This is a genomic window from Streptomyces sp. NPDC046831, assembly GCF_040645305.1.
Lineage (GTDB): Bacteria > Actinomycetota > Actinomycetes > Streptomycetales > Streptomycetaceae > Streptomyces.
On record NZ_JBEYXZ010000004.1, the window covers coordinates 273,082 to 288,597 of the forward strand.

General features: G+C 75.0%; 13 protein-coding genes and 1 riboswitch. Of the genes, 6 read left to right on the forward strand and 7 right to left on the reverse strand.

Going from position 1 to position 15,516, the window contains the following annotated elements:
* Positions 1 to 41: 41 nt before the first annotated feature.
* Positions 42 to 115: riboswitch (cobalamin riboswitch) on the reverse strand.
* Between the two features lie 194 nt (positions 116 to 309).
* The gene (locus ABZ920_RS06215; protein WP_361499317.1) at positions 310 to 531 is read right to left on the reverse strand and encodes a hypothetical protein; all 222 of its coding nucleotides are present in this window, start codon (positions 529 to 531) and stop codon (positions 310 to 312) included.
* 32 nt (positions 532 to 563) lie between these two features.
* Positions 564 to 1,796, reverse strand: a complete 1,233-nt coding sequence (locus ABZ920_RS06220; RefSeq protein WP_361499319.1) for an inorganic phosphate transporter — start codon at positions 1,794 to 1,796, stop codon at positions 564 to 566.
* Between the two features lie 340 nt (positions 1,797 to 2,136).
* On the opposite strand from ABZ920_RS06220, the gene ABZ920_RS06225 reads away from it, so the two are divergent.
* The 3 genes from ABZ920_RS06225 to ABZ920_RS06235 all read left to right on the forward strand — a co-directional run bounded on the left by ABZ920_RS06225 (position 2,137) and on the right by ABZ920_RS06235 (position 6,180).
* Positions 2,137 to 2,874, forward strand: coding sequence for a class II aldolase/adducin family protein (locus tag ABZ920_RS06225; protein WP_361499321.1), 738 nt, complete (start codon positions 2,137 to 2,139; stop codon positions 2,872 to 2,874).
* Between the two features lie 535 nt (positions 2,875 to 3,409).
* Positions 3,410 to 4,537 carry a prolyl oligopeptidase family serine peptidase gene (locus ABZ920_RS06230; protein WP_361499322.1) on the forward strand — a complete coding sequence of 376 codons (1,128 nt, stop codon included), beginning with the start codon at positions 3,410 to 3,412 and terminating at the stop codon, positions 4,535 to 4,537.
* 206 nt (positions 4,538 to 4,743) lie between these two features.
* Entirely contained in the window at positions 4,744 to 6,180 is a 1,437-nt protein-coding gene (locus tag ABZ920_RS06235; protein ID WP_361499324.1) for a hypothetical protein, read from the forward strand.
* Between the two features lie 473 nt (positions 6,181 to 6,653).
* On the opposite strand, the gene ABZ920_RS06240 is transcribed toward ABZ920_RS06235, so the two are convergent.
* Positions 6,654 to 7,064 carry a VOC family protein gene (locus tag ABZ920_RS06240; RefSeq protein ID WP_361499326.1) on the reverse strand — a complete coding sequence of 137 codons (411 nt, stop codon included), beginning with the start codon at positions 7,062 to 7,064 and terminating at the stop codon, positions 6,654 to 6,656.
* Positions 7,065 to 7,416: 352 nt separating this feature from the next.
* Between ABZ920_RS06240 and abc-f the strand changes: the two genes are divergently transcribed.
* The 3 genes from abc-f (at position 7,417) to ABZ920_RS06255 (ending at position 10,708) form a co-directional block, all read left to right on the forward strand.
* Entirely contained in the window at positions 7,417 to 9,015 is a 1,599-nt protein-coding gene (abc-f, locus tag ABZ920_RS06245) for a ribosomal protection-like ABC-F family protein (protein ID WP_361499328.1), read from the forward strand.
* Between the two features lie 503 nt (positions 9,016 to 9,518).
* On the forward strand, positions 9,519 to 9,740 hold the full coding sequence (locus ABZ920_RS06250) for a helix-turn-helix domain-containing protein (protein ID WP_003976983.1): 222 nt from the start codon (positions 9,519 to 9,521) through the stop codon (positions 9,738 to 9,740).
* 164 nt (positions 9,741 to 9,904) lie between these two features.
* Entirely contained in the window at positions 9,905 to 10,708 is an 804-nt protein-coding gene (locus ABZ920_RS06255; protein WP_361499330.1) for an enoyl-CoA hydratase/isomerase family protein, read from the forward strand.
* 12 nt (positions 10,709 to 10,720) lie between these two features.
* On the opposite strand, the gene ABZ920_RS06260 is transcribed toward ABZ920_RS06255, so the two are convergent.
* The 4 genes from ABZ920_RS06260 to ABZ920_RS06275 all read right to left on the reverse strand — a co-directional run bounded on the left by ABZ920_RS06260 (position 10,721) and on the right by ABZ920_RS06275 (position 15,179).
* Positions 10,721 to 11,455, reverse strand: a complete 735-nt coding sequence (locus ABZ920_RS06260; RefSeq protein WP_361499331.1) for a nucleopolyhedrovirus P10 family protein — start codon at positions 11,453 to 11,455, stop codon at positions 10,721 to 10,723.
* A gap of 194 nt (positions 11,456 to 11,649) precedes the next feature.
* Positions 11,650 to 12,405, reverse strand: a complete 756-nt coding sequence (locus tag ABZ920_RS06265) for an SDR family oxidoreductase (protein WP_361499333.1) — start codon at positions 12,403 to 12,405, stop codon at positions 11,650 to 11,652.
* A 4-nt stretch (positions 12,406 to 12,409) separates the two neighbouring features.
* A complete protein-coding gene (locus ABZ920_RS06270) occupies positions 12,410 to 14,197 on the reverse strand; it encodes a glycoside hydrolase family 15 protein (protein WP_361499335.1) in 1,788 nt (595 codons plus the stop codon).
* 190 nt (positions 14,198 to 14,387) lie between these two features.
* On the reverse strand, positions 14,388 to 15,179 hold the full coding sequence (locus ABZ920_RS06275; protein WP_361499337.1) for an SURF1 family protein: 792 nt from the start codon (positions 15,177 to 15,179) through the stop codon (positions 14,388 to 14,390).
* Positions 15,180 to 15,516: the final 337 nt, after the last annotated feature.

A 15,516-nucleotide genomic window follows, 5' to 3' on the forward strand; every position in this document is an offset into this window, starting at 1 on the left:
CTCAGGGTGTCCGCGCCCTGGTTCGACGAGACCGGCGGTGAGAGTTCCTGGCTCCCGGGGGTTCTTCCCCGGTCACAGTGGCGGGACCGCGCCGGATTCGCACCGGGCTTCCTCTCCTGCCGCCGTACTTGGCCCGGGAAGTCCACCACGGTCCGCGAACACCCGTCAACCTGCCGCTGACCTGCGAGGGCGCAGTGTGCCGAGGCCCACACAGGGGCGGTTGCCAAGGGCGCCGAAAACGCGCACGAAAAGGCGGGGTTGCGGGACGGATCACCGTCCCGCAACCCCGCCTGCCTGCCGGTGCGGCCGTCAGGCCACGATCAGGGAGATCCCGTACGCCACCGCCGCCGCGCACGCGGCGAAGCAGACGGAGGCGCCGGTCAGCGCGAGGGCGCCGGAACCGCCGCCCGCGGCGGCCCGCTCCCGCCGGGTCAGGGCGCTGATGCCCAGGGTGTACAGGACCACCAGGCCCACGGTGACGCCGAGGCTGACGCCGAAGACGGAGCCGAGAGCCGCCCAGTCGATCTTCATGGTGCTTCTCTTCCTTCTGCGGAGGGGCGGGCTCAGACGGCGGCCGGCGGCTTCGCCGGTTCGGCGGCGGGGGCCGGGAACGCGGCCAGTCCCCCGGCGATGGCCGCCTCGGTCGGGGGCGGGGTGACGACGGCCATGGCGGTGGTCACGACGCCGGCCGGCTCCTCGACGTGGTTGACGTTGGTGTGGTCGACGACCTCGCGGCGGGAGATCTTCCAGATCGCGGCGCTGGCGGCCACCAGGAAGACGGCGACGAGCGCGGTGCCCCAGTCGCCGAGACCGGTCACGGCCTCCGCGCCGGCGCCGACCAGCGCCGCGGCCGGCAGGGTCAGCGCCCAGGCGGCGAGCATGCGCGTCGCGGTCGACCAGCGCACCACGCCGCCCTTGCGGCCGAGGCCCGCGCCCATCACCGAGCCGGACACGACGTGCGTGGTGGACAGGGAGAAGCCGAGGTGGGAGGAGGCCAGGATGGCGGTGGCCGCGCTGGTCTGGGCGGCGAAGCCCTGCTGCGGCTCGAGGTCGGTCAGGCCCCTGCCCATGGTGCGGATGATGCGCCAGCCGCCGATGTAGGTGCCGAGCGCGATGGCGAGACCCGCGGAGAGGATGACCCAGGAGGGAGGGTTGGAGCCGGGGGCGATCGCCCCGCCGGTCACCAGGGCCAGGGTGATGATGCCCATGGTCTTCTGGGCGTCGTTGGTGCCGTGCGCCAGCGAGACCAGGCCCGCGGAGGCGATCTGGCCGACCCGGTGGCCCTTCTCGGCGGCCCTGCCGTCCGCCTTCCTGCCCACCGCGTAGGACAGGCGTGTCGAGACCATCGCCGCGAGACCCGCGACGACCGGGGCGGCCACGGCCGGGAGCAGCACCTTGGTGACGAGCACGCCGCCGTGCACGGCGGAGAAGCCGGCCGAGGCGACGGTCGCGCCGATCAGGCCGCCCATGAGGGCGTGGGAGGAACTGGAGGGGAGACCGACGAGCCAGGTCAGCAGGTTCCAGAGGATCGCGCCGACCAGGGCGGCGAAGATGACCTCGGGACGGATGCCGGTCTCGTCGACGAGACCCTTGGAGATCGTGTTGGCGACCTCCACCGAGAGGAAGGCGCCGGCAAGGTTGAGTGCGGCGGACATGGCCACCGCGACCTTGGGCTTGAGCGCGCCGGTCGAGATGGTCGTGGCCATCGCGTTGGCGGTGTCGTGGAAACCGTTCGTGAAATCGAACGCGAGTGCGGTTACCACCACAATCGCGAGGATCAGCGAGAAGCTTTCCATTTACCCAGGCAATCGTTCGAGGTCGTTGGTTGCTCGAACGTACGTAACGTGAGTGAACGGAAGATGAACTGGGCCGGTCTTCGGAGTGTCCCGAAGAGGGGCCTGGCGTTCCGTCCCGCCGCAACGGCCGTGGATTTCCGGCCAGTCGGCCGGTGGTGGAGGGTTTTGTGCGTGTTCGGCCGGGATGGAAAGAGATTACGGTCACATGGGTCCCCCGCGACGAGTGTCCATGATCGGCCCGAATGTTACGCGGAGGGCTCTGTGCAGCGCGGCCACGGGCGTCGATCCCGGTCCGCCCGGGCCGGCCCCGGGCCGCGCCCGCGACTGGCAGGATCGCGGCATGGACGAACAGGGACGGCCGGACCGGCCGCGGGGACGGGGCGCCGGCGGAGCCGCGGGGCGGGGGCGCGACGTGCGCGAGGAGGAGGCGCGGGCCTGGGAGGCGCTGGTCGCGACGGCCCGCCGCACGGTCGCCGACGGCCTGGTCGTCGGCACCTCCGGCAACGTCTCGGTGCGCGTCGGGGACACCGTGCTGGTCACCCCGTCGGGCGTGCCGTACGACCGCCTCACACCGGACGACGTCACGGGAGTCGACCTCGACGGCCGGCGGGTGCTCGGCACACTGGGACCGACCAGCGAGCTGCCCCTGCACCTCGCGCTCTACCGCGGCACGGACGCGTCGGCGGTCGTGCACACCCACGCCGTGCACGCCACGGCCGTCTCGACGCTCGTGACCGAGCTCCCCGCGATCCATTACATGACCGCCGCGCTCGGCGGGCCCGTCCGCGTCGCCCCCTACGCGACGTACGGCACCGAGGAGCTGGCCGCGAACATGCTCCGCGCCCTCGACGGCCGCTCCGGCTGCCTCCTGCAGAACCACGGCACGGTGACCTGCGGCGCCTCACTCGACCAGGCCTACGACCGCACGGCCCAGCTGGAGTGGATGTGCCGGGTGTGGCTGACGGCTTCGTCCGTGCCGGGACTGACGCCGCACCTGCTGTCACCGCGTCAGCTGGCCCAGGCGGGGGAGCGGCTGCGGGGGTACGGGCAGGGAGAACAGCCGGTCGGCCGGGCGTAGCGGAGGAGCTGGGGCGGCCGGGCGGCGGGCCCGGGCCGCGGCGTCCGGGCGAAGACGGCGATCCCGGCGGCGGCGGTCCGGGGCAGCGGCGGGGGTGCGGGGCGCCGGTCCGGGCGGTGGGAGCGCGGGGCGCGGTCCGGGCGGCGGGGTGGCCAGTCGGTTCGGGCGGTGGGGTGCGCAGGGCCGGTTTCGGTGCGGCCGGGCGTAGCGGAGGAGCTGGGGCGGTCGGGCGGCGGGCCCGGGCCGCGGCGTCCGGGCGAAGACGGCGGTCCCGGCGGCGGCGCTCCGGGGCAGCGGCGGGGGAGCGGGGCGCCGGTCCGGGCGGTGGCGTGCGCAGGGCCGGTTTCGATGCGGCCGGGCGGCCGCAGGGCGGGGCGGTGGCCGTGCCGCCGGCCGCGTCGGTGGCCGCGGCGCATGCCGCGCGGGCGGCGGGGAACACGGTCCGAGGCCGCTGCTCCCGGAGGACCGCGAGGACATGTCACCCCGACTCCCTTTCCCGCTGGCCGCCCGCCGAGCGCGCCAGGACACTGGACCCGTGCGCACAGTCACAGCGACGGCCGCGGCCGTCACCGCGGTGCTGGCGGCCGGGGCGGCGAGCGTCGCCGCCGGCCGGCATGCCAGTGACGCCGCGCTCAAGGCGCCCCCGGGCCGCCCCCTGCCCACCGAGCCGCGGCTCACCGTGCACGGCACCACCGCGGGCCACATCACCCTGACCCGCGACCTGGCCTCCCTGCGACCGGGCACCTACGGCCTCGCCGGCAGCGGCTCCCACGCCGTCGTCGGCCCGGTGCAGCCGACCGTCCCGCATCCCCCCGACGCCGTCGTACGGCGCCTGGAACGCGTCACCCACGGCACCCTGAGCCCCGGCGACAAGGTCTGGCTCACCCCGAACGTGCACGTCGGCAACCCGGACTCGGCCCTCGGCCTGGACCACGCCGACGTCGACGTCCCCGGCGAGCTCGGCGCCCTCCCCGCGTGGTTCGTGCCCGGGGTCCGCGACACCTGGGTGATCACGGTGCACGGACTGGGCTCCACCCGCGAACTCCCCATGAACGTCATGGGCTTCCTGCACCGCCGGCGCTTCCCCGTGCTGGACCTCGCCTACCGCGGCGACCTCGGCGCGCCCCGCTCCCCGGACGGCCTGAACCACCTGGGCCAGAAGGAGTGGCGCGACGTGGACGCGGCCATCCGCTACGCCGTCCGGTACGGCGCCGAGCGGGTCGTCCTGCACGGCTGGTCCACCGGAGCCACCATGGCGCTGCACGCGGCCACCCACTCGGAACTGCGGGACCGCGTCTCCGGACTGGTGCTGGACTCACCGGTCCTCGACTGGCAGACCACCGTGCGCGCGCTGGCCGCGGCGCGGCACACACCGGGCGCCCTGCTGCCCCTCGCGGTGCGCGCCGCGCAGGGGCGGACCGGACTGCACGGGGAACGCGCCGCGGCCGCGGCGCACTCCCTGAGCGTCACGGTGCCGACCCTCATCTTCCACGGCCCCGACGACACGGTCGCCCCCTGGCGTTTCTCCCGCCGCCTCGCCGAACGCCACCCCAACCTGGTCGCCCTGCACACGGTCCGGCAGGCCCCGCACGGAGCCATGTGGAACGCCGACCCGGAGGCCTACGAGGAGGCCATGCGGCGCTTCCTGACGCCGCTCATGTGATCCGGGGCCGTTCCGCTGCGGAGCGGGCCGCCGACCGGGGCGGCGAAGGGGGCCGCGCACCCGTCCCGCCTCGGTTCCGCTTGATGGCCGCATGTGGCCTGATCGTCTCCCAGGAGGGCCTGCCGGCACCGGGGCATTGGCCATCCCCGTCGCCCCGGGTGACATTCCGTTTGGGTTTTCGGACCGTCAGCCGCAAGACTGCACCCGTGACGTCCCGTATCCCGCGCGACTCCAGGCTTCGACTCGTCCGCCCACGACCCCTGGCCGCCGCCCCCCGAGCCGTGAACCAGCGGCACTCGCGCCGTCCGGCACCGCGCCCGCCGGAAGGCACCCCGGCCCCCGCGGAGCTGGCCGGAATGGCACGCTCCCTGCTGGCCGGGGCGGCCCGCGTCGCCCGCTGGGCCGACGCCGCCCTCGGCCCCGGCGGTGACGCCGCGACCGCCGACGGCAAGGCCACCCTCTCCGCCGCCACCGCCGAACGGGCGGCCGCCGAGCTGGGCCTGACCGTGGTCCAGGTCCGCGCCGACTGGGACACCGCCCGCCTCGCCGGCCTCATCGAGGTGCACGGCGACAGCGCCCGCCCCGGCTGGCGGCTGCGCGCCTGGAACCGCGACGACAGCGCGGTCCTGCGCGGCTGGGTCGCCCTCTTCGACGCCTGGTCGCTCGCCTGCCCGGAACCCGAGGGCCACGAGAGCGCCGCCGTCGCCGAGGTCGTCTCGGCCATGCCGCAGGTGCTCTCCTTCCTGCAGCTGTCCGCCGGCCCCGTGCCCGTGGAGCAGCTCCTCGACCTGCTCCAGCAGCGGGTCACCGAACTGCGCACCGAACGCTGCGAGGTGCCCTACGGGCCGCAGCCCGGGCAGGCCCGGCTCGCCCCCGTGGTGCCGGGCACCGCGAGCCCGGCCGCCGAGCCCGCCGACGAGACGCCGCTCGCCCCACTCCTCGACTGGGCGCTGGGCGCCCTCGCCGCCGTGGGAGCGCTCACCTACGGCGAGGGCCAGGCCACCCTGACCCCCCTCGGCAGCTGGGCCGTCTGGGTCAAGCTGGAGCAGATCTGCGTCGCCGCCCAGAGCCCCGCCGGGAACATCGAGCAGTCCGCCGAGGACATGCTCCGCGGCTGCGCCCAGCTGCGCCCGAACGGGGCCCGCGCCGAGTACCGCGCCTGGCTCGCCGCCCGCCCCGTCGGCAGCGCCGTCACCGAACTGCTGGCCGCCGCCCGCGGCGAGGACGCCCTGCTGCGCGGCCTCGCCTTCGAGGCGCTGCGCGTCGTCGGCCCGCCCGCCGAGCCCGACGTGCGGGCCGTGCTGGACGAGCCGACGCTGAGACCGTACGCGCTGCTGTGGCTGGCCGAGCACGACGGCGTCGACCCCGAGGACGCCCACGAGGTCCTCACCCGCGAGGAGGCCACCTGGCTGTGGGTGGACACCGCCGCGGCCGTCACCGACCACGGCGAGAGCGCCATGCTCGTCCGGCACCTGGAGTCCGCGGTGCAGCCCACCGTCCCCATGCTGCTGGACGAGGTGCGCGCCGTGGGCCATCCCCGCACCGTGCAGGTGCTCGTCGCGCTCGCCGCCGCGCACCCCGACCCGGCGCTGGCCAAGGCCGTCCGCCGGGCGGCCTTCCAGGTGCACACCGGGGGCAGCTAGTAGTGCCGCGACAGGCAGCGTTCGCCCCGTCGCGGCGCCCGGCACGCGCCCCCGTCCTCGAACCGGCTTCGCACGGCTCGGACGGGGGGACCCCTTCGCCGCACCGGCCGAAGGCCCCGAGTACATCCAGTACGAGGGCGTCCGGCCGGCACGCCGGGAGCGCGCACCGGACGCCGCTCCTCGACGGGCGGACGTCGCCTGCCGCGGCACTGGCTAGGGCGCCTCGCCCGTACCGCGTACCGGGGCGCGGGGCCGCCGGCCGCCCGGTCGCGCGGCAGCACCGTGGCGGGGACGTACTCCGGGGGCCGGACACGGCGGCGCGGCGCCACCGCACCGCCCGGCGCGGCACCGCGGACCCGCCCGGGACGGGGCGTGAACAGGCCCGCGCGGCCCCGGGTCCGTCCGGGCGGCGGGACCGGCCACCGGACCCGGCACCGCGCGGCCGCGCGGCCCGTCCGACCGCGCCGGGGAGGTCAGGAGCCGATCTCCGGGGCGTACGTGCCGAAGCTCCAGACGTTGCCCTCGGCGTCCCGGGCCATGTAGTCGCGCGAGCCGTAGTCCTGGTCCGTCGGGGGCATCAGGATCTCCGCGCCGTGCTCCACCGCCCGCCGGTGGTGGGCGTCCACGTCGTCCACGACGACGTACACCCCGGCCGGCCCCGCGCCGCGCATCGCCTCGTCGAACCGGCCGCCGCGCCCCTTCGAGCCGATCATCACCGCGCCGTTGCCCAGCACCAGCTCGGCGTGCTGGACGAGGCCGTCCTCGCCCTCGTACACCGACAGTTCCGTGAAGCCGAACGCCTCCGTCAGCTGCCGCACGGCCGCCTTGGCGTCCGCGTAGAGCAGCGTCGGGTAGATGCTGGGGCGCCCGTCCGTGTCCGCCATGCCGATCACTCCCTCGTGAGCCGGTGCCGGCCGGGGGGCCCGGCCCGCCCGCCAGTCTGGCACCGGCCACGGACAACGCCCCGCGGCCACGCAGCGGACGGGGGACGGCCGCCCCGGGACGGCCCCTTCGGCGGACGCCCCCGCACTGGAGCAACCCGGCGGCACCCGGCGCACCGGGCCCCCGCGATCCACCCGCGGACCCGCCCGCGGACCGGCCCGGACGGCCGGACGCTGAAAAAGCGCTTGCACGGCCCCGTTAGACTGGCCCCATGGCCATTCTCCTCGCGCATTAGACGGCGGGAACGTCCTCAGCCGCCCATCCCGCCCGCCCCACCCGCCCTGGAGTCTGTCCGTGATCTCCGCTTCCGGCATCGAGCTGCGCGCCGGTGCCCGCATCCTCATCGAGAAGGCCACCTTCCGCGTCGCCAAGGGCGACCGCATCGGCCTGGTCGGACGCAACGGCGCCGGCAAGACCACCCTCACCAAGGTCCTGGCCGGCGAGGGCATCCCCGCCGCGGGCACCGTCACCCGTTCCGGTGAGGTCGGCTACCTCCCGCAGGACCCCCGCACCGGCGACCTCGACGTGCTCGCCCGGGACCGCATCCTCTCCGCCCGCGGCCTGGACGTCCTGATCCGCAAGATGCGCGAGAACGAGCAGCGCATCGCCAACGGCAAGGGCGCCACGCGCGAGAAGGCGATGAGGCAGTACGAGCGCCAGGAGACCGAGTTCCTCACCAGGGGCGGGTACGCCGCCGAGGCCGAGGCCGCCACGATCGCCGCCGCGCTCAACCTGCCCGACCGCGTGCTCGGCCAGCCGCTGCACACGCTGTCCGGCGGTCAGCGCCGCCGCATCGAGCTGGCCCGCATCCTGTTCTCCGACGCGGACACCCTGCTGCTCGACGAGCCGACCAACCACCTCGACGCGGACTCGATCGTCTGGCTGCGCGATTACCTGAAGACCTACCGCGGCGGCTTCATCGTCATCTCCCACGACGTCGACCTCGTCGACACGGTCGTCAACAAGGTGTTCTACCTGGACGCCAACCGCGCCCAGATCGACGTCTACAACATGGGCTGGAAGCTCTACCAGCAGCAGCGCGAGGCCGACGAGAAGCGACGCAAGCGGGAGCGCGCCAACGCCGAGAAGAAGGCCGCCGCCCTCAACGCCCAGGCCGACAAGATGCGCGCCAAGGCCACCAAGACGGTCGCCGCGCAGAACATGGCCCGCCGCGCCGAGAAGCTGCTGTCCGGGCTGGAGGACATCCGCCAGGCCGACAAGGTGGCCAAGCTCCGCTTCCCCGAGCCCGCGCCCTGCGGCAGGACGCCGCTGACGGCCGAGGGCCTGTCGAAGTCGTACGGCTCCCTGGAGATCTTCACCGACGTCGACCTCGCCATCGACAAGGGTTCCCGGGTCGTCATCCTCGGCCTCAACGGCGCCGGCAAGACCACCCTGCTGCGGCTGCTGGCGGGCGTCGAGCAGCCCGACACCGGCGCCGTGGTCCCCGGCCACGGCCTCAAGCTCGGGTACTACGCCCAGGAGCACGAGACCCTCGACCCGGACCGCACGGTCCTGGAGAACATGCGCTCCGCGGCGCCCGACATGGACCTCGTCGAGGTCCGCAAGGTGCTCGGCTCGTTCCTGTTCTCCGGCGACGACGTCGACAAGCCGGCCGGGGTGCTCTCCGGCGGGGAGAAGACCCGTCTGGCGCTCGCCACCCTGGTCGTCTCCTCCGCCAACGTCCTGCTCCTCGACGAGCCGACCAACAACCTCGACCCCGCCAGCCGCGAGGAGATCCTCGGCGCGCTGCGCACGTACAAGGGCGCGGTGGTCCTCGTCACGCACGACGAGGGCGCGGTCGAGGCGCTCCAGCCCGAGCGGATCATCCTGCTGCCCGACGGGGTGGAGGACCTGTGGGGCGCCGACTACGCGGATCTCGTCACCCTCGCCTAGGAGGACCTGCCGCGGCGGCTGCCCCTGCCGCGCACGGGGCCGTCCGCCGGCCGGCTGCTCCCGCCGCGCGCCCGCCGGCGACGAGGCCGCCTCCGCGGCAGCCGCTGGGCCCTGCCTCGCACCGGGCCCGGCCCCGGGCCGCCGCGGACGCGGCGCCCCGGAGCGCCGGCGGCGGGCGTGATCCACTGCTGATGGATCATTCGGCCCACCGGTGATCCCTCATCTGTGTGAGATCCCCTCGTACCGAGGTGTGTCCTACACCGATTTTCCGGCCGAGCCCCCTATAACCGGGGCTCGGCCGTGGCGCGCCGCTGACCTGGCATTTCACGGAAGTGTTCGTCCAGCGGTACGGACACCGCTGTACGGAGGGGCAGATTCCGCATGTGGGGACGCACTCCTGTCGTCACAACGATGTCTCACGGACCTTGCCGAATGGGTGGCCATCACGCCCCGGAGGGGTGATCATGAGGAGACCAGAGCGCACTTCCCATGAGGAGGCACGGGTGGCCGAGACTCTGAAGAAGGGCAGCCGGGTGACCGGCGCCGCGCGCGACAAGCTCGCGGCAGACCTGAAGAAGAAGTACGACGCCGGTGCGAGCATTCGGGCGTTGGCCGAGGAAACCGGCCGCTCGTATGGCTTCGTGCACCGGATGCTCAGCGAGTCGGGCGTCACGCTCCGTGGGCGTGGCGGGGCGACGCGGGGCAAGAAGGCCACGTCGGCCTGACGGCGGGCGGCCCATCGGCTTCGATGGTGGCCACCCGGTCGGTCGTCCCCAGCGCCTTCGGAGGGGCTGGGGTGAACCTGGATCGGCCGGGTGGTTACTGTGCAGTCACTTCGGCATGCCCTCGATGGGCATGCCAGGACGACCGCACCCATCGGAGGCGCCCCATGGCTTCGCCCGAGCACGACCTCGACCCGCTCCTCGACAAGGACGGCGTACGGCTCACCGTCGACGACGCGATCGCGACGGTGACGCTGACCAACCCGGCCAAGCGGAACGCCCAGAGCCCTGCCCTGTGGCGGGCGCTCGGCGAGGCGGGGCGGCTGCTGCCGGGCTCCGTCCGTGTCGTGGTGCTGCGCGCCGAGGGCAGGTCGTTCTCCGCCGGACTGGACCGGCAGGCGTTCACGCCGGAGGGCTTCGACGGCGAGCCGTCGTTCATCGACCTCGCGCGCGGCACCGACGAGGAGCTGGACGCGACCATCGCCGAGTACCAGGAGGCGTTCACCTGGTGGCGGCGCAGCGACATCGTGTCCGTCGCCGCCGTGCAGGGACATGCCATCGGCGCGGGCTTCCAGCTCGCGCTCGCCTGCGACCTGCGCGTCGTCGCGGACGACGTCCAGTTCGCCATGCGCGAGACCGGCCTCGGACTGGTGCCGGACCTCACCGGCACGCACCCGCTGGTGGGGCTCGTCGGCTATGCCCGGGCCCTGGAGATCTGCCTGACCGGCCGGTTCGTGACCGCCGAGGAAGCGGTGAACACGGGCCTGGCCAACCTCGCCGTGCCCCTGGACCAGCTCGACGGCGCCGTCCGGGACCTGGCCTCGGCGGTCCTGGCCGCCCCGCGCGACGCCGTGATCGAGACCAAGGCCCTGCTGCGCGGCGTGCAGGGCCGGTCGTACGAGGAGCAGCGGGCCGCCGAGCGCCAGGCACAGGCCCGGCGGCTGCGGGACCTGGCCGGCCTCGGCGAGTAGGACGCGGAGCCGTCAGCCCACGTCGGTGACCAGGACCGCCACCGTCGGCCGGTCCGGGAGCGCCGCCGCGGCGACCGCGCGGACCTCCAGGGCCACGTCCAGCGCCCGGTGGTCCGCGCGCAGCGCGACCTCCACCCGGACGTGACGCCGCGGCAGGGCGGCCCCGGTGCCCTCCCGCCGCACCTCGACGTGCACCGCCCGCCCCGGACCGCCGAGGACACCCGTCAGGCGGGCCACCCCCGGCACCGCGAGCACGGCAGCGGCCACCCGGTTGGCCTCGGCGTCGGCGCCCTGGACCGCCTCGGGCGGCCGGGACACCCGGGCGGGGGCGCGCTCCCCGCCCCCGGCCGGGGAGTCCAGCAGAGCCGTCACCCGCAGATCGACGTCGGTGACGGCCAGGCCGAGCGCACCGGTCGCGGCCGACGCCAGGACCTCGCGCAGCCGGGCCGCCGCCACCGGCAGCGGCTCGGCCGCCGTCGCCGACAGCTCCGCCGACACGCGCAGCGGACCGGGGGGCAGCGCGCTCGGCGGCGGCGGAACGACCGGGGCGGAAGACTCCTCCGGGCCGGCCGGGGCGATGCGGAGCTCACCCAGCCGCACGCCCGGCACGTCCTCCGCGGCGCGCCGCAGCACCGCCGCCGCGGCGCTCTCCGCGATCCACGCGCCATCGCCCGGGCCGCCCAGCGGCAGAAGCCTGCCGAGCGCCAGCTGCCGCCTCACGGTCCTCGTCCACCGGTCCGCCGTCATCCCTCCAGCCTGCCGTATACCGGGCGCCGGATCCTGCGGCCCGCACACGGCGGGGTGCCGGAACGGCCGAAAGGGAGGAACGGCGACGCCCGAGAAGCCGCAGCGCAGCCGCACGGGCGCCTGGAGGGGGAGGGGCAGCCCACCCGGGCTCCGGAGCGGGAGCGCAGGCCCCGGCCCGGAGGTGGGGGAGGCGCTCAGAACCCGTGCCGCATCCCGCCGTCGACCGGCACCATGATGCCCGTCAGGTACGACGCGGCCGGCGACAGCAGGAACGCGGCCGTCCGGCCGAACTCCTCCGGCGTCCCGTACCGCCGCAGCGGGATGCGCGCCTCGTTGGCCGCCCGGGTCGCCTCCGGGTCCGCCGACAGGCCGTCCAGCTCGCGCACGCGGTCCGTGTCGATGCGGGCCGGGAGCAGCCCGACGACCCGGATGCCGCGCGGACCCAGCTCGTCCGCCAGGGACTTGGCGAACCCGGCCAGACCGGGCCGCAGCCCGTTGGAGATGGTCAGCCCCGGGATCGGCTCGTGCACCGAGCCGGACAGCACGAACCCGATGACGCCGCCGGCCTCCAGTTCCGCCGCCGCCGCACGGGCCAGCCGCACCGCGCCCAGGAAGACCGACTCGAACGCCGTCTGCCACTGCTCGTCGGTGTTGTCCGCGACGAAACCGGGCGGCGGACCGCCCACGCTGACGAGGACGCCGTCGAACCCGCCGAAGTGCTCGCGCGCGGCCGCCACCAGCCGGGTGGGCGCCTCCGGGTCCGCGTTGTCCACGGCCACGCCCACGGCGTTCGCGCCGAGCCCGGCCGCCGCCTCGGCGACCCGCTGCTCGTCGCGGCCCGTGACGACCACCTTCGCCCCGTCGGCCACGAGCTCCCGCGCGGCGGCGTTGCCCAGCCCGCGCGTGGCCCCGGTGACGACGTACACCCGGTCCTTCAGTCCAAGATCCATGGCCCTATCCTGCCTGCTCGCTCCCGTACAGGGCCAGAGCGGTGTTGACCAGGCCGATGTGGCTGAAGGCCTGGGGGAAGTTGCCGAGCTGCCGGCCGAGCACCGGGTCGTACTCCTCGGACAGCAGCCCGACGTCGTTGGCGAGGCCCACGAGCCGTTCGAACAGCTCACGAGCCTCCTTCGTCCGGCCCGTCATGTGCAGGGCGTCCGCGAGCCAGAACGAGCACACCAGGAACGTCCCCTCGCCGCCGGGCACCCCGTCCACGGCGGTGGCGTCGGCGGTGTACCGGCGCACCAGCCCGCCCTCGCCCAGCTCCGCCCGGACCGCCTCGATGGTGCCGAGGACCCGCGGATCGTCCGGGGGCAGGAAGCCCACGCGCGGGATGAGCAGCAGGGCCGCGTCCAGCGCGCGCGAGCCGTAGGACTGGGTGAAGGTGTTCCGTTCCGGGTCGTAGCCCCGCTCGCACACCTCGCGGTGCACCTCGTCGCGCAGCGCGCGCCAGCCCTCCAGGTCGCCGTCGAGCGCCGGATCCTCCTCCAGCGTGCGGACCGCGCGGTCGGCGGCCACCCACACCATCACCTTCGAGTGCACGAAGTGCCGCCGCCTGCCGCGCACCTCCCACAGCCCCTCGTCCGGCTCCCGCCAGGCGGTGCGCAGGAACTCCAGCAGCGCGCACTGCAGGTGCCACACGTCCTCGCCCACGGGCAGCCCCGAGTGCCGGGCCAGCGACAGCGAGTCCAGGACCTCGCCGTACACGTCGAGCTGGAGCTGCCCGGCGGCGTCGTTGCCGATGCGCACGGGCGCGGAGCCGGCGTGGCCCGCGAGCCACGGCAGCTCCGTCTCCGGCAGCCGCCGCTCGCCCGCGACGCCGTACATGATCTGCAGGTCCGCCGGGTCGCCCGCGACCGCGCGCAGCAGCCAGTCCCGCCACGCCTCGGCCTCCTCCTGGTAGCCGGCCGCGAGCAGCGCGCCCAGGGTGAGGGTGGAGTCGCGCAGCCAGCAGTAGCGGTAGTCCCAGTTGCGCACACCGCCCAGCTCCTCGGGCAGGGACGTGGTGGGCGCGGCGACGATGCCGCCGGTCGGCCGGTAGGTGAGCGCCTTGAGGGTGATCAGGGAGCGGACGACGGCGTCCCGGTACGGTCCGTCGTACTGGCAGCGCGACGACCACGCCCGCCAGTCCGCCACGCTGTGCCGCAGCGCCTCGTGCGGGTCCACCTGCGGCGGCCGCGGCTCGTGGGAGGGGTGCCAGGTCAGCACGAACGCCACCTTCTCGCCCTCGGCCACGGTGAACTCCGAGTGGGTGCCGAAGTCCTCGCCCCACGTCCGCACCTCCGGCTCGCTGCGCAGCCACACCGAGTCCGGTCCGGCGACGGCGACCCGGTGGCCGTCGGCCCTGCGCACCCAGGGCACGATCGAGCCGTAGTCGAAGCGCAGCCGGAGCGTGCTGCGGAGGGTCACCCGGCCGCTCAGTCCCTCCACGACGCGCACCACGTCGGGGGCGCGGTCGCGCTGGGGCATCAGGTCGGTGACGCGGACGGACCCCTGCGGGGTGTCCCACTCGGTGTCCAGGACGAGGGTGCCGGGCCGGTAGGCGCGGCGGGTGCAGGGCCCGTCGGCGTCCTTGGGCGCGATGCGCCAGTGGCCGTTGTCCTCGTCGCCGAGCAGTCTGGCGAAGCAGGCCCCGGAGTCGAACCGGGGCAGGCAGAGCCAGTCGATGGAGCCGTCCCTGCCGACCAGGGCGACGGTCTGCTCGTCGCCGATGAGCGCGTAGTCCTCAATCCGCGGATGCACGGAGGTCCGCTTTCCCGGCGGCGGGTGGGGGCAATCCGTGTGATCGCGCACCGGTGACGTGGGTGCACGAGCGGGACGGAACGGGAGCGGACTGCCCGGACCCGGCGGGGTGTGCGAGGGGGACGGAACGGAGCGGACTGCCCGGACTCGGCGGGGTGTGCGAGGGGGACGAAACGGGAGCGGCCGGTCCTCAGACCGCGGCCGCCTCCGCCTCCTCGGCCGGTTCCCCGGCCGCCGTCGCGGCCCGGTCCCGGGCCTCGCGGCGGGCCAGCACCAGCCAGCCGAACGGGACCCCGGCCGCGAACAGCCACCACTGGACGGCGTACGCCAGGTGCGGGCCGATGTCGCCGTGCTCGGGATCGGGCAGCGGTTCGGGGCCGCCGCCCCTGGGCGCGGGGGAGATCAGCTCCACGTAACCGCCGAGCACCCGCTCGCCGAGCCGCCGCGCCTGCTGCTTGCTGTCGATGAGCATCACCTGGCGGTCGGGCAGGCCCTTGACCTCCTTGATGCCGCTCTGCGCGGTGGTCTCGTCGGGCATCAGCCGCCCGGTGAGGGTCACCTCGCCCCGCCGGGGCGCGGGAATCCCGGGGAACGCGGTCTGCGTGCCGTCCGCCGGGACCCAGCCGCGGTTGACCATGAGGACCTTGCCGTCGTCGAGGACGAACGGGGTCAGCACGTGGTAGCCGACCTTCCCGTCGGAGTTCGTACGGCGGCGCACGACCTCCTCACGGGCGGTGTCGAAGTGCCCCCTCGCGGTGACCCTGCGGTAGAGGTCGGCGCGCTTCACCTGCGCGCCCGGCGCGGTCAGCGACTCGGCGGGCACCGGCGTGGCCGCCAGGGAGTCGGCGATCACCTTGTTCAGCGCCACCCTGTGCTCGTGCCGGTGCAGCTGCCAGAAGCCCAGCTCGATCATCGTGGGGATGAGCGCCAGGGCCACGAGGGTGAGGATCACCCACTGCCGGGACAACAGGAAGCGGTACACCCCACGACGGTACAACTCGGGCCGCGGGGCCTGCGCGGCCGGGGGTGCTCCCGCGGGGTGGACCATGCGCGCCTTCCCGACCGCGCGGGCGCGGTGGACGGCGCGGTGGTCACGGCCGTCGACCCCGCCGCCCTGCCGGACGGTCCGGACGGTCCGGACGGTCCGGACACGACCGTGCCCGCAGACGGGCGCCGCGCGGGGACCGTACGGGCGGAGGAGCCGACGACGTGCACCGCTCCCTGCCCGCGCCGCGTCGCTCTCTGCCCACGCACCCCGCTCGCTGCCCGCGCCGCGTCGCCTTCGCGCCTGCGTCGCTCTCGGCGCGTGCGCCGCTCGG